The organism is Marinobacterium sp. xm-a-152 (assembly GCF_013282965.1).
GTDB lineage: Bacteria > Pseudomonadota > Gammaproteobacteria > Pseudomonadales > Balneatricaceae > Marinobacterium_E.
Window position 1 is genome coordinate 195,804 of sequence record NZ_WBYI01000003.1, and the last position, 25,161, is coordinate 220,964.

A 25,161-nucleotide genomic window follows, 5' to 3' on the forward strand; every position below is an offset into this window, starting at 1 on the left:
TTGCTGTTAACCGTTAGCGCGTGCTTCAAGCACAGCGACTGCCGGCAGTACCTTACCTTCAACAAACTCTAGGAAAGCACCACCGCCTGTTGAGATGTAGGATACATCATCTGCAATAGAATATTTATCTACTGCCGCTAAAGTATCACCGCCACCTGCAATCGAGAAGCCGTTACTTTGAGCAATCGCTCTTGATAACGCTTCCGTACCGTTACCAAACTGATCAAATTCAAACACGCCTACTGGACCGTTCCAGATGATGGTACCGGCATTCTGCAATACTTGTGCCAACTGACCCGCAGTCTCTGGACCAATATCCAAGATCATTTCATTGTCGGCGACGTCGTCCGCTGACTTCGTAATCGCTTCCGCACTCTCTGCAAACTCAGTCGCTGTCACGACATCCGATGGAATTGGAATTTCACAGCGAGCCATTAACGCTTTCGCAGTATCAATAAGATCGGCTTCATGCAGTGAAGTACCAACGGGCTTGCCCGCTGCAGCCAAGAAGGTGTTGGCGATACCACCACCAACGATGAGCTGATCACACTTCTCAGAGAGTGAGTTAAGTACTTCAAGCTTAGTAGATACTTTTGAGCCACCCACGATAGCCACCAATGGGCGCGCTGGGTTATCTAGTGCTTTACCCAAAGCTTCAAGCTCATTCGCTAGCAGTGGACCTGCACAGGCGATTGGCGCAAAACGTGCCACGCCGTGAGTTGATGCTTGTGCGCGGTGAGCGGTACCGAAAGCATCCATGACATAGACATCACAAAGCGCGGCCATCTTCTTAGATAGCTCTTCGTTATCTTTCTTCTCGCCCGCGTTGAAACGAACGTTCTCTAGAAGAACGACCTGACCCGGCTCTACTGAAAAGCCACCTTCAACCCAATCCTTAATCAGTGGAACATCACGACCCAACAGACCTTCCAAGTGGGCCGCTACAGGGGCTAGTGAATACTGCTCTTCATATTCGCCTTCGGTTGGACGACCAAGGTGTGACATCAACATCACTGTTGCACCCTTTTCAAGCGCTAGCTGAATGGTCGGTAGTGAGGCGCGAATACGAGCATCGGAAGTGACTTTGCCATCTTTAACAGGAACGTTCAGATCTTCACGAATCAATACGCGTTTGCCTGCAAGATCCAAATCTTTCATCAGTTTTACGTTCATTGTTATTCTCCAATCATTTAATTAATTCTGTTTCAGTGCGAGCCAATGCTCAGCAATATCCAACATTCGGTTGGCAAAGCCCCACTCATTATCAAACCAGCAGACCAGCTTCAGTAAACGCTTGCCGGACAATCGAGTCTGGGTGCCATCAACAACGACTGAGCGACTGTCGTGGTTAAAGTCGGTCGATGCATGCGGCTCCTCTGTGTATCCCAACAACCCTTTTAACGGACCTTCAGAGAGCGATTTAAAGAGTTGGTTGATCTCCTCTTCAGTGGTGTCACGCTCTAAGCTGATCGACATATCCATCAGTGAGACATTAAGGGTTGGCACACGTAAATGGAGGCACTTAAATTTCCCTTCCAGCGACGGCAGTAGGCGATCGATCCCTTTTGCCAACCCTGTATCCACCGGAATAATCGACTGCAGAGCACTGCGGGTTAGTCGCAAATCGGTGTGATGGTAAGCATCGATCACTGGCTGATCATTCATCGCCGAGTGAATCGTCGTGGTCACACCCTGCTCAATGCCAAAATGCCTATCGAGCTGATCTAATATAGGTATCACACAATTGGTCGTACAGGAGGCGGCTGAGACCACTTTATGATTCACGTTTATTGAATCTTGGTTTAAGCCAAACACAACGGTAGCGTCTACCTCAGCCGTAGCGGGCTGTGAAAAGAGTAGGCGCTTGGCCCCCTGCTTCAGATGCAACTCAGCTGTTTGACGGTCACTGAACGAGCCAGAACACTCCATCAGCAGATCAATACCCATTTCACGCCAAGGGAGTTGGTCGGGCTTGGGAGTATTTAAGATTTGGATGGCGTGGTCACGAATAACTAGCTGATCATCTTTAAGAGACACCTGTGCCGGGAAGCGGCCATGCGTCGTGTCATAACGCGTCAAATAGGAGACCGTCTCAGGCTCAGCCAACTCATTAATCGCAATGGGTTGAAGCTTAGTCTCTAAGCCACGCTCAAACAGAGCCCTGAGCAGACACTGCCCAATTCGACCATAACCGTTAATCGCTATTCGGTAGCTCATCTCACCTCTCAGAGAGTAAAACGCCGGTTAAAAACCAGCGTGATCAACTTAAACGAGGGCTAGCGCCTTCTGTTTAACATTCTCTACCGTGAAGCCGAAGTGCTTGAAGAGCTCGCCAGCCGGTGCAGATTCACCAAAGGATTCCATACCAACAATCGCGCCACCAAAGCCAACGTACTTGTACCAGAAGTCTGCAATACCCGCCTCAATCGCTACACGAGCTGTAACCGCAGCCGGTAGAACAGACTCTTTGTACTCAGCAGTCTGAGCATCAAAACGATCAGTTGATGGCATAGAGACTACGCGAACCGCTTTGCCTTCTGCTGTCAGTGCTTCGGCTGATGCCATAGCCAACTCAACTTCAGAACCTGTCGCGATTAGGATTAGATCCGGTGTGCCGGCACAATCTTGCAAGATGTAGCCACCTTTAGAGATCGCTGCGATCTGATCACCACTGCGAGATTGGTGCGGCAAATTCTGACGCGAGAAGATCAATGAACTTGGACCATCGGCACGCTCAACCGCGTTACGCCAAGCCACAGCGGATTCAACCGCGTCACAAGGGCGCCATGTCTCCATGTTAGGCGTCATACGCAGGCTAGCTACCTGCTCAACCGGTTGGTGAGTAGGACCATCTTCACCCAAACCGATAGAGTCGTGAGTGTAAACAAAGATAGCGCGCTGCTTCATCAGAGCCGCCATACGAACCGCGTTACGAGCGTACTCCATAAAGATTAGGAAGGTCGCACCGTATGGGATGAAACCACCGTGCAGTGCGATGCCGTTCATGATCGCACTCATACCAAACTCACGCACACCGTAGTGTAGGTAGTTACCGCTCGCATCATCAGCGCTAATTGCTTTAGAGCCAGACCACAGTGTCAGGTTAGAACCTGCTAGGTCGGCAGAACCACCTAAGAACTCTGGCAGGATAGGTCCTAGTGAGTTAAGAGCGTTTTGCGAAGCCTTACGAGACGCGATGGTCTCACCCTTTTCAGCTACTTCTGCAATCCAAGCATCCGCTTTTTCAGAGAAATCGGCAGGCAACTCACCTGACAGGCGACGCATCAACTCCGCTGCAAGCTCAGGGAAGGCTTCAGAGTACTCTGCAAGGCGTTCGTTCCACTCGTTTTCAAGAACACTGCCCGCTTCACGTGCATCCCAACCCTCTGCGATCTCTTCTGGGATCTCAAATGGGGCGTGTGGCCAGTTCAACTCTTGGCGAGCCAAAGCGATCTCGTCGTCACCTAAAGGTGCACCGTGACAATCCTCTTTGCCCTGCTTGTTTGGCGCACCAAAGCCGATGATTGTTTTACAGCAGATCAACGTTGGCTGATCTTCGTTCGCTTGAGCTGCTTCAACAGCAGCAATGATCTGTTCCGCATCGTGACCATCAACGCCACGAATCACCTGCCAGCCGTAAGATTCAAAACGTGCAGGCGTGTCATCGCTGAACCAACCTTCAACCTCACCGTCAATCGAGATGCCGTTGTCATCCCAAAATGCGATCAGTTTGCCAAGACCCAGAGTACCCGCTAGTGAACAAGCTTCGTGTGAGATACCCTCCATCAGACAGCCATCACCCATGAATGCGTAGGTGTGGTGGTCGATAATCTCATGGCCTGGGCGGTTGAATTGAGCCGCTAGTGTCTTCTCAGCGACAGCCATACCAACGGCGTTAGTGATACCTTGCCCCAAAGGCCCAGTCGTCGTCTCTACGCCTGGGCAGTAACCATACTCTGGGTGACCCGCCGTTTTAGCATGCAGTTGGCGGAAGTTAGCCAGATCTTCTGCACTGACGTCGTAACCGGTTAGGTGCAACAAGGAATAGATCAGCATCGAACCGTGGCCGTTTGACAGTACGAAACGGTCGCGATCAAACCAGTGAGGGTTGCTTGGGTTATGCTTCATGAACTCATTCCAGAGTACTTCGGCAATATCCGCCATTCCCATTGGGGCACCTGGGTGACCAGATTTGGCTTTCTGAACAGCATCCATGCTCAATGCGCGGATCGCATTGGCTAACTCACGGCGAGATGACATTAATCTACTCCTGCGGGGGGTATTAAAAATTGAGGAGTAAATTCTCTCGCAGACGGGGCTTAGATTCAAATGACATTAGCTAAAATGACTCAATTTCATGGGTAATGATCAAAGGTTTCATCGAAGAAGAGCTCTTTTTACTTAGAACTCGACTCTTAACCGGTTACAATGGCTGCCACATTTTGAGAGCTGTGCATGTGCGGCTCGACCTAACCCATAGGATTTACTCATGAGCGAATATTCGATTTTCACCTCTGAATCAGTTTCAGAAGGGCACCCAGATAAGATTGCCGATCAGATCTCTGATGCAGTCTTAGACGCGATTTTAAAAGAGGACAAGTACGCACGAGTGGCGTGTGAGACCATGGTGAAAACCGGGGTTGCGATTGTCTCTGGTGAGATCAGCACCACCTCTTGGATTGATCTTGAAGATCTTGTTCGTGACGTGATTAATGACATCGGCTACACCTCTTCAGATGTAGGTTACGATGGTGATACCTGTGGTGTGATCAACATCATCGGTAAACAGTCTGTGGATATCGCTCAGGGCGTTGATCGTGCGAAACCTGAAGATCAAGGCGCCGGTGACCAGGGTTTGATGTTCGGCTACGCGTCGAACGAAACCGATGTTCTAATGCCTGCTCCAATTACCTTTGCCCATCGTCTTGTAGAGCGCCAAGCAGAAGCCCGCAAATCAGGCTTGCTGCCTTGGTTGCGTCCAGACGCGAAATCTCAGGTGACTTGTCGTTACGAAAACGGTAAGCCGGTCGCGATTGATGCGGTTGTTCTTTCGACGCAACACAATCCAGATGTCACCCAGAAAGATCTTCAGGAAGCGGTTCAAGAGCTGATCATTAAGCATGTTCTGCCAGCTGATCTACTGCATGCTGGCACTAAGCTGCACATCAACCCAACCGGTAAATTTGTTATCGGCGGTCCCGTCGGTGACTGTGGTCTGACGGGTCGTAAGATCATTGTTGATACCTACGGCGGCATGGCACGTCACGGTGGTGGGGCGTTCTCGGGCAAAGATCCATCAAAAGTGGACCGTTCAGCAGCGTATGCAGGTCGCTATGTGGCTAAGAATATCGTCGCTGCAGGCCTTGCAGATCGTTGTGAGATTCAAGTCTCTTACGCGATTGGTGTTGCAGAACCGACCTCAGTTTCAATCAACACCTTCGGCACTGGCAAGATCTCGGATGAGAAGATCATCGAGTTGGTTCGCGAGACCTTTGATCTGCGCCCGTACGCAATCACAAACATGTTAGATCTACTGCACCCTATGTACCGCCAGACAGCGGCATACGGTCACTTTGGTCGTGATCCATTTGAGATGACCGTTGGTGATGACACCTTCACGGCCTTCCCATGGGAGAAGACCGATAAAGCAGACGCGTTAAAATCAGCTGCAGGCGTCTAATCGCCAACTAATAGTGGCTAAGGGTAGGCGAAAGCCTGCCCTTTTTTGTGTCTAAATCCAGCCTGACGCACCCTAATTGTCATGGCATAATCAGTGGCAGAGTAACCAGAGAATCAGTATGCGAATACCCCGTGTCTACCTAGACCTACCACTGAGCACCGGAACAGAAATTGAACTGCCAGAAGCCGCTCACAATCACCTAGTGAAAGTGTTGCGTATGAAGCAAGGGTTCAAACTCGTACTATTCAACGGTGATGGTTTTGACTATCAGGCCGAGCTATCGAGCGTGGCAAAGCGTGAATCCAGTGTGCGGATCATTGCGGCCGACCCGAATGATCGCGAATCCCCGATCGACATTCATATTGGGCAGGGACTTTCGCGCGGTGAACGCATGGACTATGCCGTGCAAAAAGCGACAGAGTTGGGAGTACAAAGCCTGACCCCCCTTTTCACGGATCGTTCCGAGGTCAAACTAACAGCCGATCGCCAAGAGAAGCGATCAGCTCACTGGCAGCAGATCGCGATCAGCGCCAGCGAACAGAGTTTTCGGGCTAAGCCGATGAGCGTAAACGCTCCTCTGTCACTGACAGAGTGGATCGAACAGAGTGATGCTGAATTAAAACTGATTCTTCATCCACACCTTGAGCTCACATCGCTCAACAGTGAGCCAAGACCCTCCAGCGTGGCACTGCTGATTGGACCGGAAGGTGGTTTAGAAGAGAGCGAAGTCGAGCTGGCACTGCAAAAAGGATTTAAGCCCTGGTTACTGGGCAGTCGAATATTACGCACAGAGACCGCCCCCGTCGCAGCGGCATCGGTACTAAACTACCTCTGGGGTGACTTCTCATAAAAGGAAAGAGAGATGAGCATTAAACTGGGCATCGTCATGGACCCTATTGACGACATCAACTACAAAAAAGACAGCTCTTTGGCGATGCTCTGGGCAGCGCAGCAGAAAGGGTGGGAGCTGTACTATATGGAGCAGTCCGATCTCTACTCAAGAGATGGGGATGTTCGTGCTCGTATGGCGCCGATTAGCGTCGATATGAACCCGAACAAGTGGTTCGAACGTGAAGCCTACCAAGATCTATCGCTAACAGAGCTCGATGTCATATTGATGCGAAAAGACCCACCTTTCGACAATGAATTTATCTACACCACCCATCTTTTGGCGGTTGCTGAAGCCGCCGGTGTGCTTATCGTAAACCGCACTCAGAGCCTGCGCGATTTCAACGAAAAACTATTTGCCACGCACTTCCCGCAATGCTGCCCGCCGGTACTGGTCAGTCGTTCAGAGGAGCGATTAAAAGCCTTTCATGCTGAGCATAAGGACGTCATTTTCAAACCCTTGGATGGTATGGGTGGCAGCTCTATCTACCGCATCAAAGAGGATGGTTTGAACCTAGGGGTGGTGATAGAGACGCTGACAAAATTTGGCCAAGAGACCATTATGGCGCAGCGCTACATCCCTGAGATTGTCGAGGGAGATAAACGCATATTGATGATCAATGGCGAGCCTATCGACTATGCACTGGCACGCATTCCAAGTCAGGGAGAGACTCGCGGTAATCTAGCCGCAGGGGGACGAGGCGAAGGCCGCCCACTGAGCGAACGTGATCGTTGGATTGCTGCACAGGTGGGGCCCAAACTGCGCGAAGCAGGGCTTCTATTTGTCGGCTTGGATGTGATTGGTGACTACCTAACCGAGATCAATGTCACCAGCCCGACCTGTATTCGTGAACTCAATGATCAGTTCGGTTTGGACATCGGCATGCAGTTAATGGACTGCATCGAGGAGCAACTCGCTCAGCAATGAACTTAACCGCCTCGCCAAAACCGATCAATCGATTAGCTGCATGGTGTGCAGATGCCGATGAGCGTCTGCGCTTTATGCTGGTATTGGCACTGGCTCTGCACGCACTGATCATACTTTTGGTCGGATTTGATGCACTGAAAACAGAGCAATCATCTAAAACACTAGAGATCACCTTTGCGATTAATCAGGATCCACAGGCACCTATAGACCCTGCCTATTTGGCACAGCACCAGCAATTAGGTCAGGGCGATTCACAAACAAACCAAGAGGCGAGTGTTGTTGAGCCTGCGCTGTTCAGGTCTGACAAGATCAACCAACTCTCGGCACAGATCAGTGCACAATCCGGAACGGGCTTAGCTCCTTCGAATGCTGAGGGCGTCAACGACCAAACTCAGCAAGCTAAATCGGGTACCAATGAGCTGTTAGCAGCCAATACCCAAGCGCTGCTTAAAGCCAATCAACAGACTGATTCCATTCAGACTAACGCCTCGAATCCCTTAGCAGGCGACTCAACGGCTCTGTTTAAAGCGTCAGAGGAGATCGCCTCTTTGGAAGCGCGCTTAAAAGATGAGCAGCGAAAATTAGAGAGTCGCTCACGCACGGGGCGTGTCACTTCGCTTTCGACCTTGGCCAAAGCTGATGCACTCTATCTAGAGCGCTGGCGTCAGAAAATCGAAACGATAGGTAATCTCAACTACCCTATCGAAGCGCGACGCAAGGGCATTGAAGGCAGTCTGCAGATGCTAGTCACTTTAGCCGCTGATGGGAGCGTCAAGCAGTTAGAGATCCTCAAAAGTTCTGGCTACTCAATACTGGATGATGCCGCCGTTCGGACGGTTAGGAGCGCTTCACCCTTCGAGCCCTTCCCTAATGAGATGCGCCAGCGGCTGGACCGACTGGAGATCATTCGCACTTGGAAATTTGAGAAAAATACCCAAGTGTACTGATATCGAAACATTTTCAGCTTACACTGAGGGTGTAAAAAGATTCGACGTTGTTAAAGGAGAAAGAGATGAGTAATGCCAACCTACTCAAGCACCACTTCTTGATGTCTATGCCCAGTCTGGAGAGTGACTACTTTAGCAACAGCCTCATCTATCTTTGTGAGCACAATGAAGAGGGGGCCATGGGGATTGTGGTCAATAAGCCGCATGACATTCCTATGGATGAGATCCTTGATCAGCTCGATCTCCCTGAAAACTCTCCCTTGAACTATCAGCCTGTTTACCAAGGCGGACCGGTCTCTGAAGAGCATGGGTTTATTCTGCACAGACAGGGCGAGCAAGCTTGGAAATCCTCACTACACCTACCCGAGCAACTGACGTTAACCACATCCCTTGATGTTCTAGAGGCCATTTCGCGTGGCGAGGGGCCTGAAGACTATCTGTTCGCTTTAGGTTATGCGGGCTGGGGACCGGGGCAGCTCGATGAAGAGATGAGTCAGAACCTATGGTTAAGCTCACCCGCAAATTTAGATATACTGTTCGATGTTGAACCCGAATTTAGACTCTCATCCGCAGCGTCTACTCTGGGTGTCGACCTAAACCTAATCTCCGCACAGGCGGGGCACGCATAATTAAGGTCCAATGACTGAGTTAACTGAGAGCGCACTGGGATTCGATTTTGGCTTACGCAGAATTGGTGTTGCCTTTGGTCAGTCATTAACAGCCACCGCCCAACCTCTAAATCCAATTGCTGCAAAAGATGGCATCCCCGATTGGAGTTTAGTCGATAAAATGATTGCTGAATGGCAGCCAAAGACGATCGTTGTGGGACTGCCATTGAACATGGATGGCACTATCAGTGATATGGCGCGACGAGCGAGAAAATTCGCCAACCGCCTGCATGAACGATCTAAAATACCCTGCTTTCTTTTTGATGAACGATTAACATCTCAAGAGGCTAAATCGATTCATCTTGAGAATGGCGGATCAGCCGATTTCGGTGCAGAATCTGTCGACGGTATCGCCGCTCAATTGATGTTAGAAGGTTGGTTTCTTCAAGAACAGCGCATACCAAGCCATGCAAGGCTTGAGGACTATTATGACCAGTAAAACTTTGGACGCTGAACAGCTCCTAACAAGAATGTGTGACAGCACACAGCAGTTAATCGAGACACGCGGCTTAGATAACCCGTACATCATTGGCATTCATAGTGGCGGTGTTTGGTTGGCTGAACGTCTTCACCAACACCTGGGGATTCAGGATGAGATGGGGGTGCTGGACATCTCCTTCTATCGTGACGATTTCACTCGCGTTGGATTGAACCCTAAAGTAGGGGTTTCAAAGCTGCCAAGCGCAACCGAAGATCGCAACATTATCTTGGTTGACGACGTGTTAATGAGTGGTCGCACAGCTAGAGCCGCGCTCAATGAACTGTTCGATTTTGGTCGTCCAGCCTCTGTGACACTGGTCACCCTGATTGACCTACAACGCCGCGAACTGCCGATTCAAGCTGATGTCATCGGTGGAACCCTGACGTTATCAAGCGATCAACAGGTAAAGCTAACAGGCCCATCTCCCCTTGAACTGACCATCAGTCAGCGTAGCAAATAATAGGAAGCGAACATGTTTAACTTTCCTGACCCAACTCAAGCGCAGCTAACCGAAGATGGCCAGCTAAAGCACTTTTTAGATATCGAGGGGCTGCCAGAGTCACTGCTATTAGAACTGCTAGATACGGCTGACTCTTTTGTGGATATGAGTGAGCAGCAGGTTAAAAAGGTGCCGCTTCTTCGGGGTAAAACCGTGGCCAACCTCTTTTTTGAGAACAGTACACGTACATTGTCGACCTTTGAGCTAGCCGCTAAGCGCCTATCGGCTGACGTTCTGAATTTAAACATCAGCACCAGCTCCACAAAAAAAGGGGAGACGCTAAAAGACACCTTGATGACCTTGGAAGCGATGCATTCGGATATGTTTGTCGTTCGCCACTCGGATAGCGGTGCGGCTCACTTCATTGCCAGCCAGGTCACACCCAACGTCGCCATCATCAATGCCGGTGACGGTCGTCACGCACACCCGACCCAAGCGATGCTGGATATGATGACTATTCGTCGCCATAAAGGTGGCTTTAAGCATCTAAAAGTCGCGATCGTCGGCGATATACTTCATTCGCGTGTAGCTCGCTCACAGATTCATGCCTTAAGGATTCTCGGTGTACCCGAGATTCGTCTGATCGCACCTCGTACACTGCTACCGCGTAATGTCGAGATGCTTGGGGTCAAAGTTTTTACCGACATGGCACAGGGTCTTCGTGATGCCGATGTCGTCATCATGCTTCGTCTGCAAAAAGAGCGTATGACCTCCGCTCTGTTACCGAGCGAGTCTGAGTTCTTCAAACTCTATGGCCTATCAGAGGAGAAGCTCGCCTTTGCACACCCTGAGGCGATCGTTATGCACCCAGGGCCGATTAACCGAGGCGTTGAAATCGCGTCCTCCGTAGCTGACGGACCTAAATCGGTGATACTGAATCAGGTCACCAACGGCATTGCCGTTAGGATGGCCGTTATGTCGATGGCGATGAGTGGCCAGGTTGCGGAGAGAGCAAAAAAATTAGAGGCAGGAGAGTAAACAGTGCAGATTAAAATTGCCGGCGGGCGCATTATCGACCCTGCACAAAATATAGATCGAATTGATGACCTCTACATTGTCAAAGGACGCATCGCCGCCATAGGAGAGGCGCCAGAGGGCTTCTCTGCTGACGAAGAGTTTGATGCTGAAGGACAGATCGTCTGCCCCGGTCTCATCGATCTATGTACCCATCTGCGTGAACCAGGTTTAACGCAAAAAGGGACTATCGCATCCGAGACTGCCGCTGCCGCTGCTGGCGGCATTACCACACTGGTAGCCTCACCTAACACCAAACCGGTCGTAGACAGCACAGCGGTTGCTGAACTGGTACAAGATCGTGCAACCGATGCCGGTATGGCACGAGTGCTACCGCTAGGAGCGCTGACACAGTCAATGCAAGGCGAGCAGCTTGCGCCACTGCATGCACTGGCGAGCTCAGGCTGTATCGGTTTCACTAACGGTCGTCACCCGATCGATAGCTCGCGTGTAATGCTAAGAGCGCTTGAATACGCGGCCACACATGACCTGTTGGTAGTGTTTCAAGCGGAAGATCGAGCACTGGCTGCCGAGGGTTGTATGCACGAAGGCACCACCGCCACTCGTCTTGGCTTGAACGGCATTCCTTCCGCTGCTGAAACCATAGAGGTATCACGCTGCTTGATTCTGATTGAAGAGACCGGTGTAAGGGCTCACTTCGGCCAGCTTTCCTGTGCTCAGTCAGTTCTATTAATTCAGAGTGCCCGTGAACGAGGTCTCAATGTGACCGCTGATGTGGCGATTCACAACCTGCTTCTGACAGATGAGGAGGTTAATGGTTTTAACAGCCTATTCCATGTCATCCCACCGCTGCGTTCGCAGCTGGATCGTGCGGGACTGCGTCAAGGCTTAGTCACCGACACACTGGATGCCATCTGTTCCGATCATCAGCCTCAGGATGCTATTTCAAAAGAAGCACCTTTCGCGGCGACTGAACCAGGAATTAGTGGACTTGAAACACTATTACCGCTGAGCCTAATGTTGGTAGAGCAGCAGTTGATCGCCCTGCCTCAGCTGATTGAAAAATTGACAGCGGGTCCTGCGAAAGTGCTAGGCATCGAAGCCGGCTCTCTCGAAGTCGGGGCTGATGCAGATGTGTGTGTCTTTGATCCAGAAGCGACCTGGACGGTCAACAGTGAAACGCTCAAATCTCGTGGTAAGAATACCCCGTTCATCAACACTGAACTGAAAGGCCGTGTGACACTGACTCTACTCAATGGTCAGCCAGTACATCGCTTAAGTTAATAGTCTGAAAACGAAAAGACCCAGCCGATGCTGGGTCTTTTTTTGCCTATTTATGGACCAATCAGTGATTCAGAGTATCGTCTGAATCTTGAAGAGTAAATGACGGTAGATCCTCACCTTCTTGCTTACCCCCCTCATCACTGAGTTTGATCATCAAACGCAGATCATTTGACGAGTCAGCAAAGGACAGTGCCACTTCGTAAGTGATGACACCCTCTTTGTAGAGCGCAAACAGTGCCTGATCGAAGGTCTGCATGCCAAGATTGCTCGATTTCTTGATGACATCTTTAATCTCGTGCACCTCACCTTTGCGAATCAGATCCTGAATCAGCGGCGTGTTGATTAGCACTTCAATGGCCGCTCTTCGCCCCTTACCATCCGCAGTGGGCAGCAGTTGCTGCGCGACAATCGCTTTCAAGTTAAGTGATAGATCCATCCAGATCTGATTATGATGCTCAGGGCCAAAGAACGAGATGATACGGTCAAGGGCTTGGTTCGCATTGTTAGCATGAAGCGTTGCCAAACAGAGGTGGCCGGTCTCAGCGAATGCCAGAGCGTACGCCATGGTTTCAGCCGAGCGGATTTCACCCATCAAGATGACATCTGGTGCCTGACGTAAGGTGTTTTTCAGTGCTACTTCAAACGACTCAGTATCAAGCCCCACTTCACGTTGAGTCACGATCGACTTTTTATGATGGTGAATGTACTCAATGGGGTCTTCAACCGTAATGATATGCCCCGCAGCATGCTCATTACGGTAATCAATCATTGATGCCAGAGAGGTCGATTTACCGGTAGAGGTACCACCGACAAATAGGATCAAACCACGCTTCGTCATCGAGAGATCTTTAAGCACCTCAGGAAGTTTGAGCTCCTCCATAGTCGGTATGTGGTTAGCTATAGAACGCAGCACCATTCCCGGCGTGTTTCGTTGCACATAGGCGCTAACACGAAAACGACCGATACCGTTCACACTCAGTGCAAAGTTACACTCATTGGTTGCTTCAAATTCGGCCAGCTGCTTGTCACTCATCGTACTGTAAACCAGTGCACGTGATTGTGATGAGTTGAGCGACTCACGTGTCAGTGGCTTGATCGTGCCGTCCACCTTGATAGAAGGGGGTGCACCCGCAGTGATGAACAGATCTGAACCACCGCGCTCGGTCATTACTTTTAATAGCTGTGTAAAATCCACGGGTTACCTCACTTAAAATATCGAAGGGTCTTTAGCGCGAGCAGCCGCTTGCTCTGGCGTGATAAAGCCTTTTTGAACCAGCTCTAAAAGGGCCTGATCCAAGGTCTTCATACCCACCTGGGAACCCGTCTGAATGGCTGAATACATCTGAGCCACTTTATCTTCCCGAATCAGGTTACGTATGGCAGATGTCCCGATCATGATCTCGTGAGCTGCGACTCGACCGCCGCCTGTCTTCTTCAAAAGGGATTGAGAGATAACGCCCTGCAGCGATTCAGAGAGCATTGAACGGACCATATCTTTCTCTGCGGCTGGAAAGACATCGATGATACGGTCAATGGTTTTCGCTGCCGAGGTGGTATGCAGAGTGCCGAAAACTAAGTGTCCAGTCTCTGCTGCAGTCAACGCAAGACGAATGGTCTCTAGGTCACGCATCTCACCCACTAGGATGACATCGGGGTCTTCACGCAGCGCCGAACGCAGTGCCGCATCAAATCCAAGGGTATCTCGATGCACCTCACGCTGGTTAATCAGACACTTTTTACTCTCGTGTACAAATTCGATGGGATCCTCAATCGTCAATATATGCTCAGATCGAGAGTCATTGATGTAATCGATCATCGCTGCCAGCGTGGTCGACTTACCGGAACCGGTTGGTCCTGTCACTAGAACCAGCCCTTTTGGCTGGTCGGAGAGCTGCTGGAAGACCTTACCCATGCCAAGATCATCCATAGTCAGCACTTTACTGGGGATGGTACGAAATACCGCTGCCGCTCCGCGGTTTTGAACAAAACCATTAACACGAAAACGCGCCAGCTGAGGTACTTCAAAGGAGAAATCGACTTCTAACTTCTCTTCGTACTCTTTACGCTGCTTGTCATTCATAATGTCATACAGCAACCCATGGACCTGTTTATGATCCATCGATGGCAGTTTGATGCGACGCACATCACCGTCGACACGGATCAACGGCGGCATACCCGCCGTTATGTGCAGATCGGATGCTCCTTGCTGTACAGCAAAGGCTAAAAGTTCGGTAATATCCATAATTGAGTTCACCCTAGCGGAAACGACCGCATCAACCTCATGAGTAGTGACACATATGACTAGCATAGCAGAGAGCCTGAAAAAGGTGAGATCCGAGATAGAAAAAGCCTGCGCTGAGTCAAACCGTTCTGAAAAAGAGGTATGCCTACTAGCCGTCAGTAAGACCCGCAGTGTGGATGAGGTCGTCGAACTGGCTCGCTTAGGGCAACGTGCTTTCGGTGAAAATTATCTGCAAGAGGCGCTGGATAAAATATCCGCTCTTGAGCCCCTTAATCTCGAATGGCACTTTATTGGCCCCATTCAATCCAACAAAACGAAGCCAATCGCAGAGCAATTTGCCTGGGTCCATAGTGTCGATAGACTGAAAATCGCACAACGTCTGTCAGCACAACGGCCTTACTATGCCGAGGACTTAAACATCTGCTTGCAGGTTAATATTAGCTGTGAAGAGAGCAAATCTGGCTGCCTTCCAGATGAAGCGCTCGAGCTCGCCAAACAGATTGCCGAACTCCCCAAAATAAACTTACGTGGTTTAATGGCTATACCAGAAGCGACTGAGGATGTTGAACTACAAAAAGAGCGTTTTTGTCAGGTGAGAACTCTGTTTGAAGAGATCAAACAAACGATACCCAGTCTGGATACCCTATCAATGGGCATGTCGGGTGATCTGGATGCCGCCATTGAAGAGGGCGCAACCATCGTTCGTATTGGTACGGCTCTATTCGGCCCACGCAACTACAACAAATAATTTTTAGGAGAAAAGTGTGGCACAGCCATCTATCGCATTTATTGGTACAGGCAACATGGCCGGTGCAATCCTTGAGGGCTTAATTGCAACGGGATACCCCGTCGACAAGCTATGGGCCACACGTCGCCAGCTCGATAAGTTGGCAAGTTTCGCTGAGCGTGGCGTTCACACAACGACCGATAACCATCTCGCGATTAACGCTTCGGAAATTGTTGTAATCTCCGTTAAGCCGCAGATGATGCGCGATACACTGACTGAGTTAGCACCCACACTGCAACAGCGTAAACCGCTGTTAATCTCTGTGGCAGCAGGCATAAGCTGCGACTCTTTGGAGCGTTGGGCCGGCGGTGAACTGGCCGTGATTCGTTCAATGCCGAACACGCCATCTCTACTCAAATTAGGCGCCAGCGGCCTGTTTGCCAACCCTAGAGTGAGTGATGAGCAGAAAGCTCAAGCCTCTTCAATTGCAGAAGCGGTCGGCATTGCTACCTGGTGTGATACTGAAGAGGGCATCGATCAGGTAACTGCAGTTTCGGGGTCAGGCCCTGCTTACTTCTTCCTAATGATGGAGAAGATGATTGAAGCGGCACAAGCGCTCGGCATGAGTCCTGAAGCGGCGCGTCAACTAACCATTCAAACCGCCAAAGGGGCTGCAGAGATGGCCGCTCAAACTGGGATTGAACCGGCCCAGTTGCGAAAAAATGTCACCTCCCCAGGCGGTACCACTGAGCAAGCGATTAACAGCTTCGAACAGGATCAACTGGGCGAGGTTGTGTTACGAGCAATGACCGCCTGCAAGAACCGTGCAGCAGAGATGAGTGAGCAACTCGGTAAAGACTAATGGCTGCAAAACAGCTACTCTTAAACACTTGTCATCATTAAGCGAACTATAGGATTGAACATGGCTGGCGATACACTGACATTAATCATTCGAACGATTGGTGAAGTTTTTGCATTTATTCTGCTTCTGCGTTTTTTACTGCAGGCGAGTGGCGCTGACTATTACAATCCGATCTCTCAATCGGTGGTTCGCTTTACCCAAGTTCCTTTGGCTCCACTGCAGAAACTGGTTCCAAGAATTGGGCGTTTAGACATCTCCCCGTTGGTATTAGCCTTCGCAGTTAAAGTGGCTGTTGTTGTCGCGATTATATTCTTTACACAGGGCAACATCCCCAACATGTTGGGCGCGGCACTGTTTGGCCTATTCGGGGTGCTTGATGGCATTCTCACCATCTACTTTTGGGCTGTTATTGGGTCTGTGATTCTCTCCTGGGTAGCCCCAAACAGCTACCACCCTGGTCCACAGCTCATCATGCAGATCACAGAGCCCGTGTTCTCCTTGGCGCGCAAAGTCATTCCACCTATTGGCGGTCTGGATCTATCACCGATTTTGATCTTTTTAGTGATTCAAATTCTACAATCTCAAATCACTCGTCTGGTCATGTAACTGAACCCGTGGTTTGCTAGAATTAAATACTGTTTCACGTACAGCATTGCACAGGAGATAGCCTAATGCCGGCTAGCTTGCCAACGGATTCCGTCGGTATCGTTACACCAGAATTGATTCACTTTGCCGAGCCTCTCTCTTTGGCTTCCGGCCGAGTGCTGCCTGAATACGATCTAATGGTTGAGACCTACGGGCAACTCAATGCGGATTGCTCAAATGCGGTTTTGATCTGCCATGCGCTTTCGGGTCACCACCATGCGGCGGGATATCATTCAGAGAGTGATAAATACCCTGGCTGGTGGGACAGTGCTATTGGTCCTGGGAAGCCGATCGACACGAATCGCTTTTTTGTTGTGTCGTTGAATAACCTTGGTGGCTGTCACGGCTCAACAGGCCCGACTTCCATCGACCCAAACACCGGAAAACCTTACGGACCAGACTTTCCTTTTGTTACCGTTCGAGACTGGGTCAACAGTCAGGTTCGACTTGCAGACCACTTCGGTATCCAACGTTGGGCAGCGATTGTGGGTGGCAGCTTGGGCGGTATGCAGGCTATGCAGTGGTCAATCGACTTCCCTGAAAGACTGGGTCACGCGTTAATCATCGCCTCTTCACCAAAGTTAACGGCACAGAATATCGCGTTCAATGAGGTGGCTAGACAGGCTATTTCGAAAGACCCTCAGTTCCACGAGGGACGCTATTACGATCACGAAACCCTTCCCAAAACAGGGCTCTCACTGGCTCGAATGATTGGCCACATCACCTATCTATCTGATGATGGCATGGCCGAGAAGTTTGGTCGTGAGATGCGCACGGGTGAGCTGAGTTTCGACTTAAATACTCAATTCCAAGTCGAAAGTTACCTTCGATACCAAGGTGAGAAGTTTTCGACGGCGTTCGATGCAAATACCTACCTGTTAATGACAAAAGCGCTGGATTACTTTGATCCCGCATCAGAGTATGGCGATGATCTTTCAAAAGCATTAAGCCAGGCTAGCTGTAAATTTCTCGTCGTCTCGTTTACAACAGACTGGCGCTTCTCTCCCGAGCGCTCGCGTGAGATTACCGATGCACTGGTCGCAGCCAATAAAGATGTTAGCTACGCAGAAATCGACTCTGATCACGGACACGACGCCTTCTTAATCGATAGCCCTCGTTACATGGCTGTTTTTAGAGCCTACATGAACCGTGTAGCCAATGAACTCAATCTAGGAGTCACCCATGAGAGCTGATTTAGAGATCATTGCAGACTGGATTCAACCCGAGGCGCGCGTCCTTGATATGGGTTGTGGTGACGGTGAACTGCTCGATTTTCTCTCCCAGCAAAAGCAGGTTGATGGCTTAGGTTTAGAGATCGATCATGACAATATCACTCACTGTATTGCTCGCGGTGTAAACGTCATTGAAAAAAACTTAGATGAAGGTCTTGCCAGCATAGACGACTCAAGCTTTGACAGCGTCGTTATGACGCAAGCGTTGCAGGTCATGCACCGTCCCGACTTGATCGTAGAGGAGATGTTGCGTATTGGTAATGAGGGGATCGTCACCTTCCCTAACTTTGCCCACTGGCGTGCGCGATTCTACTTGGCATTTCGCGGTAAGATGCCGGTCTCCAAGTTTCTCTCTTACAGTTGGTATGACACGCCAAACATTCACTTCTGTACCTTTAAAGATTTTGAAGCGCTCTGCATCGAGAGAAACATCCGAATCATTGAACGCACCGTAGTCGATAATGAGCACCGCCAGCGTTGGTGGCATAAGCTCTGGCCCAACATGATGGGTGAAATCGCGATCTACCGAATCACACGTTAGAGGTTGAGATTAATGATGCGTTCTTTAATGGTTCTATTACTCACTTCGCTATTTGCTCTGTCCGGTCATGCGGAACAGAAACAGATTGAGCGTGGTTATGAAGTGCACTATAACGCCTTCAACTCGAGTTTCGTTACCCCTGAAGTCGCCGCTGCAAATGGCATCCTGCGCAGTAAAGTGAGAGCTCTGGTCAATGTGGCTGTTTTCAAACTTGAGCAGAACGGTGACAAAACGGCTGTACGTGCCAATATAAAAGGCGAGGCGAGTAATTTGCTTCAACAGATTCAGACCATCGAATTCAAACCGATCATTGAAGGCGATGCAATCTACTACATTGGCGGGTTCCGCTTCAGCGAAGAGGAACGCATGACGATCGAGCTCGAGGTCACACCGGACCCTAACCAAGCTCCGATCAAGGTTAGCTTCAACCAAACCTTCTACACGGAGTAGGCATGAGCCAGCGGATTGTTTTAGCCAGCGGTAACCAGGGCAAACTCAAGGAGTTCTCAAAGATACTGGCCCCTTTGGATTTTGAGATCGTCTCCCAGGGAGACTTGGGTGTTGAAGATGCTGAAGAGACCGGTTTAAGTTTTGTCGAGAACGCGATCATCAAAGCCCGCAACGCCTGCGCTGCAACCGGCTTACCTGCCATTGCTGATGACTCAGGCCTTGAGGTGGATGCTCTCTCTGGAGCCCCTGGCATCTACTCTGCTCGTTTTGCAGGCCCAGGAGCCTCGGACCAACAGAATATAGATAAGCTTCTTCAAGAGCTTGGTGAGCTTGAAGCGGAGCAGCGCTCTGCACGATTTCGCTGTGTTCTGGTCTGTATGCGCCACCAGAATGATCCTACTCCACTGATCGCTGTGGGCAGCTGGGAAGGTAAGATTCTTGGTGCACCTGAAGGGGAGAATGGCTTTGGTTACGATCCTATATTCTGGTCACCTGAGTATGACTGCGCAGCAGCACAACTCACCCCAGAGCAGAAAAAAGCCGTCAGCCATCGCGGCAAAGCCGTTGCACAGCTGACAGAACAGCTGGCTGCTTTCCTCGCCTAAATGGATGCCAAGCTACCACCGCTGTCACTCTATGTGCACGTGCCTTGGTGCATTCGAAAGTGTCCATATTGTGACTTCAATTCGCACCAAGTCAGAGATGAGATTCCTGAATCACTCTACTTGGACCGACTCATTTCAGAACTAAAAAACGAGCAACACCTAACGTCTGGTCGACCCATACATTCGATCTTCATCGGTGGCGGGACACCTAGCCTTCTAAAACCGGAAAGCTACGCCAGATTACTTGAGGCTGTTAAATCAAACTACAGCCTAGAACCAGACGCTGAAATTACTATGGAAGCAAACCCTGGGACTTTTGAACAAGAGAAGTTTGAAGGGTTTGCAGATGCGGGCATCAATCGGTTGTCGATTGGCGTGCAGAGCTTTGATGATGATCGGCTGAGAGCTCTTGGCCGAATCCATACAGGCGGCGAAGCCGTTAAAGCCATTCAATCAGCAACAAAACTGTTTCAACGGACCAATATCGATCTGATGCACGGACTACCCGGTCAAACCCCGGACGCTGCGTTGAATGATCTTGAGCAGGCTATCGCGTTTGAACCTGATCAAATCTCTTGGTATCAACTGACGATTGAGCCCAACACAGAGTTTGCAGCTAAACCGCCCTCTCTACCGATCGAGGAGTTCTTATGGGCTATTCAGGAGCAGGGCAGTGAACTGCTAAAACGTCATGGTTATGAGCAGTATGAGATTTCCGCCTTCGCACGACCAGGCGGTGAATCAAAACACAACCTCAACTACTGGCAGTTCGGTGACTACTTAGGTATTGGTGCCGGCGCACACGCTAAGATTTCCCGCTGGGAGCAAGGTCAGCTGCTGATTGAACGTATTCATAAACAGCGCCAACCCAAGGCTTACATGAATGCCATCGACCCAGTTGCAGGTAGAGAGATCATAGAATCCGAGGCTCTGCCCTTTGAGTTTATGCTCAACGCCTTGCGCCTGAAATCGGGCGTTGCCACAGAGCTTTTTGAGCAGAGCACTGGATGTTCGATTGAACGTATAGAACCTCTGCTATCAAAAGCTCGTCAACGTGGCATGTTAATTGAAGAGCCAACCAGAATTGCTCCTACCCAAGAGGGGCAGCTGTTCCTGAATGATCTATTAGAGATGTTTATCGATTGAGGCTAGCGACGATCTTAGGGATCTCACTAATCGTCTCAGCGTGCCAGTCAGCATCCACCTCAATGGCCCACTCCAGCCCTTCGGGGTTGACCCAGATGGTATGCATTCCAATCTCTTTAGCCGCCTGAATATCATTAATCGGGTGATCACCCACATGAACCACCTCATCAGCCTTGACCGAAGCAAACTCTAAAGCCTTCTCAAACATCAGAGGATGGGGCTTCGCAGTACCCACTCCATCAGCATTAAATTGAAAATCGAACCACTGAGCTAAGGGGGTTTTAGCGACCTCAGCATTACCATTACTCAATGCACCGATCAGCAATCCTTGATCTTTAAGTTGCTGTAACATGTCGATCACCTGGTCGTAGGGCGTGACCGCGTGGCGATGATGTAAAAACAGATCAAAAGCTGCCGCCGCTTTGGATTCCGCCTCTTGTTGGGTAAGCCCCACTGAGACCATCCCCTCTTCAAGCAGACGTATACGCGTTTCTGTCATGCTGTGTGCAATTTCTGGATAGCGCTCAAGTAGAGAGCGACGCAGTGCTGACCCTTCGGCGAGATCACTGAGTGAATATCGCTCTGTGTAAGCTGGAACCTCGCGTTCTAGCCACTCCCACAACAGATCGTTCGCTTTAATCACAACCGGGTGGACGGCCCATAAGGTATCGTCGAGATCGAAGGTGACACACTTAATTTTTTTCACGTCGTTTAGCCCTTGGGTGTGAATTTTGATAGATCGATTTAAGTTGCTTGAAGTCTAGGTGCGTATAAATCTGAGTCGTACTGATATCGGCGTGACCTAATAGCTCTTGCACGGCACGAAGGTCACCAGAGCCGGCGAGCATTTCAGTCGCGAAACTATGACGCAGCCGGTGTGGGTATAAATTGCCTGCGACACCCGACTGTTCACCAAGCTCTTTCAAACGTTTCTCGACGCTGCGGGATGAGAGACGCTTGCCCAGCTTCCCGACAAACAGAGCTTCTTCATTGTAGTCGGCTAATGCCAAGCGCTCCTTTAGCCAAAGCTTAATGGCCTGCAGAGCCGCACCGCCCACTGGAACTTGGCGCATTTTGCGACCCTTACCCTCAACGATGACGGAGCCTGAACCTAAATCGATATCGCTTAGATTAATACCAACCAGTTCTGATACGCGCAGCCCACTGGAATAGAGCAGCTCCATCATGGCTAGATCACGAATCTTTAAGGGATCATCTTGTGGCGTGTCTAACACCTCATTCAAGGTCTCAGAACTCAGTGTTTGTGGAAGACGGCGAGGGGCTTTCGGCGCTTTAATGGCCAGAGCGGGATTATGTTCGCAGATCGATTGCTGATTCAGATATCGATAAAAGCTACGAAGTGCAGACAGCATTCGTTGCAACGATCGGCCCGACAGACCCTCTGAGTGCAGCTCGGCCACCGCGTAACGCAGAGGGCGCTCAGAGAGCTCAAGCCAGCCTGTGAATTCAATCAGTTGTAGCGTCTCTCGAAAGCGCTGAAGATCGCGCTGATAGTTGAAGACTGTTTTATCGGATAGCTGACGCTCGACACGGAGGTGCTCGGTAAAGCGAAATTCTAAATCGCTATCCGAGCAACCCATGCTAGCCTCGAATATTCATCAAACGCGCAAGGATTCTGCTTAGAACTTCGCCGATATACGCCAAAAATAGCGTTCCTTGCGTAGACTGGAAGTAGTTGGCGTCGTATGAGCCAATAACCAGAAGACCTAAAGATTCGCCCTTCACTAGAGGTACCACAGCGCAGGAGCCAACGGGCTTTTGAGGGTTTCTGAATAGGAAACGGGTCATCTGATCCGACAACTGTCCGCAGACCGGGCTTGATGAGTCGATCAACGGCTGAACAATTGACGTTTGACTGCGCGGCAACACTCTTAGTGAGTTAACGTCGAGCTCCGTATCCGAGAAGAGGATTAGCTCCACCTCATCGCCACTGAAGTCGCCACACAAGCTCTCTTCAAGTGCAATACTGACTTCATCAAAGCTGTCTGCCTCTAGCAGTGACAGAACCATCCGCTTGGTCTTACCGAATTGCCCGTCGTTATGACGCGCTGCTTCGATCATATCCGACAGGTGGATTTCGAGTGTATTGGCTTTTTCTCGCAGCATGCTGGTTTGACGTTCAACCAAGGAGACCGCCGAACCTCTCTGATGAGGTACCGTCAATTTCTCAAGTAACCAGGTATGGTTCTCAAAAAAACTGGGATTCTGTGCAAGCCACTCTGCAACTTGGTTTTCATCTAGCGGTTGGCTCATAGGTAGATCTGCCCTTCATACACCGAACTTACGGGACCAGTCATATTGACGGAGTGCCCTTCACCTAACCACTCAATCTCAAGATCACCTCCAGGCAAATGAACGGTGACTTTGCTATCGAGAAGGCCACGCAAACGACCTGACACGACGGCAGCACAAGCTCCAGTACCACACGCTTGAGTTTCACCTGCACCGCGCTCATAGACACGAAGATTCACCTCATTCTTAGAGATGACTTCCATAAATCCGATATTGGCACGGTTAGGGAAGACAGCATGAGATTCCAGCTCTGGCCCCCAGCTCTCAACAGGCGCGCCCTCAATGGAATCAACGACCAAGACAGCATGAGGGTTCCCCATGGAGACAGCACCAAACTCAACAGTTTCACCTGAAGCCAGTTGGGTCGAGTAGGTCGTGCTCTTCTCTGTGAAGCTGGTAGGCACTTCGACCGGATCCAACTCTGGAGCACCCATATCAACTTCAACCAGATCGCGACCCACAATGTTCAACACCGCGCGACCACGTGCTGTTTGTACCTTAATCGTATCTCGCAACACCAACCCTTTATCGCGAACAAATCGCGCAAAGCAGCGAGCGCCGTTGCCACAATGCTCAACTTCACTGCCATCAGCATTAAAAATACGGTAACGAAAATCCATATCCGGATCGGATGGCGGTTCGACCAACAACATCTGATCAAAACCGACACCAAAATTGCGATCCGAAAGCTGACGCACAAGGTCCGCGTTGACACGAACGCGTTGTGAGATGGCATCTATGACCATAAAGTCATTGCCCAAGCCATGCATCTTAGTGAATCGCAGTAGCATCAGCCTTCCTCTGACAGCAATGATTCACCGCGGACAAGATCAGCAAACTGCTCACGCTCACGAACCACTTGAAAGCGCGCATCATCCACCATCACTTCGGCCGCACGACCACGGGTGTTGTAGTTTGAAGCCATGACAAAGCCGTATGCGCCTGCCGAGCAGACTGCCAATAGATCACCTGGAGTCAGTGCCAACTTACGATCTTTGCCAAGGAAGTCGCCGGTTTCACAAATCGGACCGACTAGATCCCAAATGGCCTCTTCCGCGGATGACTCTAGCTGAGCTGGAATAATCTCTTGGTAAGCGCTGTATAGCGACGGGCGAATCAGATCGTTCATTGCCGCATCGATAATGGCAAAGTTCTTCTCTTCATTACGCTTAAGGAACTCAACCTTGGTGAGTAGAATTCCCGCGTTCGCAGAGATCGAACGGCCCGGCTCAAACACTAACTTAAGCTGACGATCACCCAAACGATCAATGATGGCATCGATGTAATCTTTGGGCTCTGGTGGTGTCTCGTCGGTGTAACAAACCCCTAAGCCACCGCCAAGGTCGAGGTGTTCGATCAGGATGCCCGCTTCCGCCAATCGATCGATCAATGCTAATAGGCGATCGAGCGCATCGAGGAAGGGATCGATTTCAGTCAACTGCGAACCGATGTGGCAATCAACGCCAACCACTTTAACGTTTGAAAGCTGAGCCGCTCGCTGATAAACCTCAAGAGCGGAATCAATGGCAATGCCAAACTTGTTCTCTTTTAGGCCTGTTGAGATGTAAGGGTGCGTGCCCGCATCGACATCTGGATTCACACGGAATGAAACATCGGCCACCTTGCCTAACTCAGCAGCGACCGCATTAACACGCTCCAGCTCTGATTCAGACTCGATATTGAAACAGTGGATGCCAACCTCTAGCGCACGAGCGATCTCTGCAGCTTGCTTGCCAACACCAGAAAAGACCACTTTGGAAGGATCCGCACCCGCCAAAAGTACGCGTTCTAATTCACCCTGAGAGACAATATCAAAGCCTGCTCCCAACTTAGCCAATACGTTTAATACAGCTAGGTTGGAGTTAGATTTAACCGCAAAGCAGACCAATGCATCGCGCCCTGCTAACGCATCAGCATAAGCCAAATAGCCTCGTTCTAGGGCATCACGCGAGTAAACATAAGCGGGCGTGCCAACCGTATTAGCGATCTCTGCAACAGAGACATCTTCCGCAAACAGTTGACCGTCGCGGTATTCAAAACTTTCCATT

General features: G+C 50.3%; 27 protein-coding genes. 17 read left to right on the top strand and 10 right to left on the bottom strand.

The features are described 5' to 3' along the window. Positions 1 to 6: 6 nt before the first annotated feature. From XMA152_RS04045 to tkt, 3 genes are read right to left on the bottom strand one after another with little or no spacing between them, the layout of a single operon-like run. On the bottom strand, positions 7 to 1,173 hold the full coding sequence (locus XMA152_RS04045) for a phosphoglycerate kinase (RefSeq protein WP_173480083.1): 1,167 nt from the start codon (positions 1,171 to 1,173) through the stop codon (positions 7 to 9). 21 nt (positions 1,174 to 1,194) lie between these two features. Beyond that, positions 1,195 to 2,217 (bottom strand): type I glyceraldehyde-3-phosphate dehydrogenase, encoded by a 1,023-nt coding sequence (locus XMA152_RS04050; RefSeq protein WP_173480082.1) that lies wholly within the window; start codon positions 2,215 to 2,217, stop codon positions 1,195 to 1,197. Between the two features lie 48 nt (positions 2,218 to 2,265). After that, positions 2,266 to 4,260 (bottom strand): transketolase, encoded by a 1,995-nt coding sequence (gene tkt, locus XMA152_RS04055; protein WP_173480081.1) that lies wholly within the window; start codon positions 4,258 to 4,260, stop codon positions 2,266 to 2,268. A 229-nt stretch (positions 4,261 to 4,489) separates the two neighbouring features. On the opposite strand from tkt, the gene metK reads away from it, so the two are divergent. From metK to XMA152_RS04100, 9 genes are all read left to right on the top strand, one after another. Beyond that, complete coding sequence (gene metK / locus XMA152_RS04060; protein WP_173480080.1) at positions 4,490 to 5,680, top strand: methionine adenosyltransferase; 1,191 nt, start codon at positions 4,490 to 4,492, stop codon at positions 5,678 to 5,680. A 118-nt stretch (positions 5,681 to 5,798) separates the two neighbouring features. Beyond that, positions 5,799 to 6,530, top strand: coding sequence for a 16S rRNA (uracil(1498)-N(3))-methyltransferase (locus XMA152_RS04065; RefSeq protein WP_173482789.1), 732 nt, complete (start codon positions 5,799 to 5,801; stop codon positions 6,528 to 6,530). Positions 6,531 to 6,542: 12 nt separating this feature from the next. Next, positions 6,543 to 7,496, top strand: coding sequence for a glutathione synthase (gene gshB, locus XMA152_RS04070; RefSeq protein ID WP_173480078.1), 954 nt, complete (start codon positions 6,543 to 6,545; stop codon positions 7,494 to 7,496). Further along, on the top strand, positions 7,493 to 8,443 hold the full coding sequence (locus XMA152_RS04075) for an energy transducer TonB (protein WP_173480077.1): 951 nt from the start codon (positions 7,493 to 7,495) through the stop codon (positions 8,441 to 8,443). Before gshB ends, XMA152_RS04075 begins: the two co-directional genes overlap by 4 nt. 65 nt (positions 8,444 to 8,508) lie before the next feature. Further along, a complete protein-coding gene (locus XMA152_RS04080) occupies positions 8,509 to 9,072 on the top strand; it encodes a YqgE/AlgH family protein (RefSeq protein WP_173482790.1) in 564 nt (187 codons plus the stop codon). A gap of 10 nt (positions 9,073 to 9,082) precedes the next feature. Beyond that, positions 9,083 to 9,550 (top strand): Holliday junction resolvase RuvX, encoded by a 468-nt coding sequence (gene ruvX, locus XMA152_RS04085; protein WP_173482791.1) that lies wholly within the window; start codon positions 9,083 to 9,085, stop codon positions 9,548 to 9,550. Then, positions 9,540 to 10,052 (top strand): bifunctional pyr operon transcriptional regulator/uracil phosphoribosyltransferase PyrR, encoded by a 513-nt coding sequence (gene pyrR, locus XMA152_RS04090; protein WP_173480074.1) that lies wholly within the window; start codon positions 9,540 to 9,542, stop codon positions 10,050 to 10,052. Before ruvX ends, pyrR begins: the two co-directional genes overlap by 11 nt. A 12-nt stretch (positions 10,053 to 10,064) precedes the next feature. Then, on the top strand, positions 10,065 to 11,069 hold the full coding sequence (locus XMA152_RS04095; protein WP_173480073.1) for an aspartate carbamoyltransferase catalytic subunit: 1,005 nt from the start codon (positions 10,065 to 10,067) through the stop codon (positions 11,067 to 11,069). 3 nt (positions 11,070 to 11,072) lie between these two features. Continuing rightward, positions 11,073 to 12,350: a dihydroorotase gene (locus XMA152_RS04100; protein ID WP_173480072.1), complete on the top strand. Its 1,278-nt coding sequence runs from the start codon at positions 11,073 to 11,075 to the stop codon at positions 12,348 to 12,350. A 61-nt stretch (positions 12,351 to 12,411) separates the two neighbouring features. Here XMA152_RS04100 and XMA152_RS04105 read toward each other — a convergent pair whose 3' ends face one another. Next, positions 12,412 to 13,545 carry a PilT/PilU family type 4a pilus ATPase gene (locus tag XMA152_RS04105; protein WP_173480071.1) on the bottom strand — a complete coding sequence of 378 codons (1,134 nt, stop codon included), beginning with the start codon at positions 13,543 to 13,545 and terminating at the stop codon, positions 12,412 to 12,414. A 12-nt stretch (positions 13,546 to 13,557) separates the two neighbouring features. Further along, complete coding sequence (locus XMA152_RS04110; RefSeq protein WP_173482831.1) at positions 13,558 to 14,592, bottom strand: type IV pilus twitching motility protein PilT; 1,035 nt, start codon at positions 14,590 to 14,592, stop codon at positions 13,558 to 13,560. 55 nt (positions 14,593 to 14,647) lie between these two features. Between XMA152_RS04110 and XMA152_RS04115 the strand changes: the two genes are divergently transcribed. The 8 genes from XMA152_RS04115 (at position 14,648) to hemW (ending at position 20,800) form a co-directional block, all read left to right on the top strand. Beyond that, positions 14,648 to 15,340, top strand: a complete 693-nt coding sequence (locus XMA152_RS04115; RefSeq protein WP_173482792.1) for a YggS family pyridoxal phosphate-dependent enzyme — start codon at positions 14,648 to 14,650, stop codon at positions 15,338 to 15,340. A 16-nt stretch (positions 15,341 to 15,356) separates the two neighbouring features. Next, positions 15,357 to 16,181 carry a pyrroline-5-carboxylate reductase gene (proC, locus tag XMA152_RS04120; protein ID WP_173480069.1) on the top strand — a complete coding sequence of 275 codons (825 nt, stop codon included), beginning with the start codon at positions 15,357 to 15,359 and terminating at the stop codon, positions 16,179 to 16,181. Between the two features lie 60 nt (positions 16,182 to 16,241). After that, complete coding sequence (locus tag XMA152_RS04125; protein WP_173480068.1) at positions 16,242 to 16,787, top strand: YggT family protein; 546 nt, start codon at positions 16,242 to 16,244, stop codon at positions 16,785 to 16,787. 65 nt (positions 16,788 to 16,852) lie between these two features. Next, positions 16,853 to 18,019, top strand: coding sequence for a homoserine O-acetyltransferase (locus XMA152_RS04130; RefSeq protein ID WP_173482793.1), 1,167 nt, complete (start codon positions 16,853 to 16,855; stop codon positions 18,017 to 18,019). After that, the gene (metW, locus tag XMA152_RS04135) at positions 18,009 to 18,599 is read left to right on the top strand and encodes a methionine biosynthesis protein MetW (RefSeq protein WP_173480066.1); all 591 of its coding nucleotides are present in this window, start codon (positions 18,009 to 18,011) and stop codon (positions 18,597 to 18,599) included. The genes XMA152_RS04130 and metW overlap by 11 nt, the downstream gene beginning before the upstream one ends. 12 nt (positions 18,600 to 18,611) lie before the next feature. Continuing rightward, positions 18,612 to 19,049, top strand: coding sequence for a DUF4426 domain-containing protein (locus tag XMA152_RS04140; protein ID WP_173480065.1), 438 nt, complete (start codon positions 18,612 to 18,614; stop codon positions 19,047 to 19,049). 2 nt (positions 19,050 to 19,051) lie between these two features. Further along, positions 19,052 to 19,654: an XTP/dITP diphosphatase gene (locus XMA152_RS04145; RefSeq protein ID WP_173480064.1), complete on the top strand. Its 603-nt coding sequence runs from the start codon at positions 19,052 to 19,054 to the stop codon at positions 19,652 to 19,654. Next, entirely contained in the window at positions 19,655 to 20,800 is a 1,146-nt protein-coding gene (hemW, locus tag XMA152_RS04150) for a radical SAM family heme chaperone HemW (RefSeq protein ID WP_173482794.1), read from the top strand. Here the strand turns inward: hemW and XMA152_RS04155 are convergent. From XMA152_RS04155 to lysA, 5 genes are read right to left on the bottom strand one after another with little or no spacing between them, the layout of a single operon-like run. Beyond that, positions 20,790 to 21,506, bottom strand: coding sequence for an HAD-IA family hydrolase (locus XMA152_RS04155; RefSeq protein WP_173482795.1), 717 nt, complete (start codon positions 21,504 to 21,506; stop codon positions 20,790 to 20,792). The two genes, hemW and XMA152_RS04155, sit on opposite strands and share 11 nt — an antisense overlap. Continuing rightward, positions 21,493 to 22,401, bottom strand: a complete 909-nt coding sequence (gene xerC, locus XMA152_RS04160) for a tyrosine recombinase XerC (RefSeq protein WP_173480061.1) — start codon at positions 22,399 to 22,401, stop codon at positions 21,493 to 21,495. Before xerC ends, XMA152_RS04155 begins: the two co-directional genes overlap by 14 nt. Before the next feature lies 1 nt (position 22,402). Further along, positions 22,403 to 23,074: a DUF484 family protein gene (locus XMA152_RS04165; RefSeq protein WP_173482796.1), complete on the bottom strand. Its 672-nt coding sequence runs from the start codon at positions 23,072 to 23,074 to the stop codon at positions 22,403 to 22,405. Then, positions 23,071 to 23,904 (bottom strand): diaminopimelate epimerase, encoded by an 834-nt coding sequence (gene dapF, locus XMA152_RS04170; protein ID WP_173482797.1) that lies wholly within the window; start codon positions 23,902 to 23,904, stop codon positions 23,071 to 23,073. Before dapF ends, XMA152_RS04165 begins: the two co-directional genes overlap by 4 nt. Then, complete coding sequence (gene lysA, locus XMA152_RS04175; RefSeq protein ID WP_173482798.1) at positions 23,904 to 25,160, bottom strand: diaminopimelate decarboxylase; 1,257 nt, start codon at positions 25,158 to 25,160, stop codon at positions 23,904 to 23,906. The genes dapF and lysA overlap by 1 nt, the downstream gene beginning before the upstream one ends. Between the last annotated feature and the right edge of the window lies 1 nt (position 25,161).

Bases quoted from the DNA above. Each gene is read 5' to 3' on its own strand.
- XMA152_RS04125 (WP_173480068.1), top strand. From the start codon at position 16,242: ATGGCTGGCGATACACTGACATTAATCATTCGAACGATTGGTGAAGTT.
- XMA152_RS04145 (WP_173480064.1), top strand. From the start codon at position 19,052: ATGAGCCAGCGGATTGTTTTAGCCAGCGGTAACCAGGGCAAACTCAAG.
- XMA152_RS04165 (WP_173482796.1), bottom strand. From the start codon at position 23,074: ATGAGCCAACCGCTAGATGAAAACCAAGTTGCAGAGTGGCTTGCACAG.
- xerC (WP_173480061.1), bottom strand. From the start codon at position 22,401: ATGGGTTGCTCGGATAGCGATTTAGAATTTCGCTTTACCGAGCACCTC.
- XMA152_RS04095 (WP_173480073.1), top strand. From the start codon at position 10,065: ATGTTTAACTTTCCTGACCCAACTCAAGCGCAGCTAACCGAAGATGGC.
- XMA152_RS04045 (WP_173480083.1), bottom strand. From the start codon at position 1,173: ATGAACGTAAAACTGATGAAAGATTTGGATCTTGCAGGCAAACGCGTA.
- XMA152_RS04110 (WP_173482831.1), bottom strand. From the start codon at position 14,592: ATGGATATTACCGAACTTTTAGCCTTTGCTGTACAGCAAGGAGCATCC.
- XMA152_RS04130 (WP_173482793.1), top strand. From the start codon at position 16,853: ATGCCGGCTAGCTTGCCAACGGATTCCGTCGGTATCGTTACACCAGAA.
- pyrR (WP_173480074.1), top strand. From the start codon at position 9,540: ATGACCAGTAAAACTTTGGACGCTGAACAGCTCCTAACAAGAATGTGT.
- XMA152_RS04065 (WP_173482789.1), top strand. From the start codon at position 5,799: ATGCGAATACCCCGTGTCTACCTAGACCTACCACTGAGCACCGGAACA.
- metW (WP_173480066.1), top strand. From the start codon at position 18,009: ATGAGAGCTGATTTAGAGATCATTGCAGACTGGATTCAACCCGAGGCG.
- XMA152_RS04080 (WP_173482790.1), top strand. From the start codon at position 8,509: ATGAGTAATGCCAACCTACTCAAGCACCACTTCTTGATGTCTATGCCC.
- XMA152_RS04050 (WP_173480082.1), bottom strand. From the start codon at position 2,217: ATGAGCTACCGAATAGCGATTAACGGTTATGGTCGAATTGGGCAGTGT.
- metK (WP_173480080.1), top strand. From the start codon at position 4,490: ATGAGCGAATATTCGATTTTCACCTCTGAATCAGTTTCAGAAGGGCAC.
- lysA (WP_173482798.1), bottom strand. From the start codon at position 25,160: ATGGAAAGTTTTGAATACCGCGACGGTCAACTGTTTGCGGAAGATGTC.
- gshB (WP_173480078.1), top strand. From the start codon at position 6,543: ATGAGCATTAAACTGGGCATCGTCATGGACCCTATTGACGACATCAAC.
- ruvX (WP_173482791.1), top strand. From the start codon at position 9,083: ATGACTGAGTTAACTGAGAGCGCACTGGGATTCGATTTTGGCTTACGC.
- dapF (WP_173482797.1), bottom strand. From the start codon at position 23,904: ATGCTACTGCGATTCACTAAGATGCATGGCTTGGGCAATGACTTTATG.
- hemW (WP_173482794.1), top strand. From the start codon at position 19,655: ATGGATGCCAAGCTACCACCGCTGTCACTCTATGTGCACGTGCCTTGG.
- tkt (WP_173480081.1), bottom strand. From the start codon at position 4,260: ATGTCATCTCGCCGTGAGTTAGCCAATGCGATCCGCGCATTGAGCATG.
- XMA152_RS04075 (WP_173480077.1), top strand. From the start codon at position 7,493: ATGAACTTAACCGCCTCGCCAAAACCGATCAATCGATTAGCTGCATGG.
- XMA152_RS04140 (WP_173480065.1), top strand. From the start codon at position 18,612: ATGATGCGTTCTTTAATGGTTCTATTACTCACTTCGCTATTTGCTCTG.
- XMA152_RS04115 (WP_173482792.1), top strand. From the start codon at position 14,648: ATGACTAGCATAGCAGAGAGCCTGAAAAAGGTGAGATCCGAGATAGAA.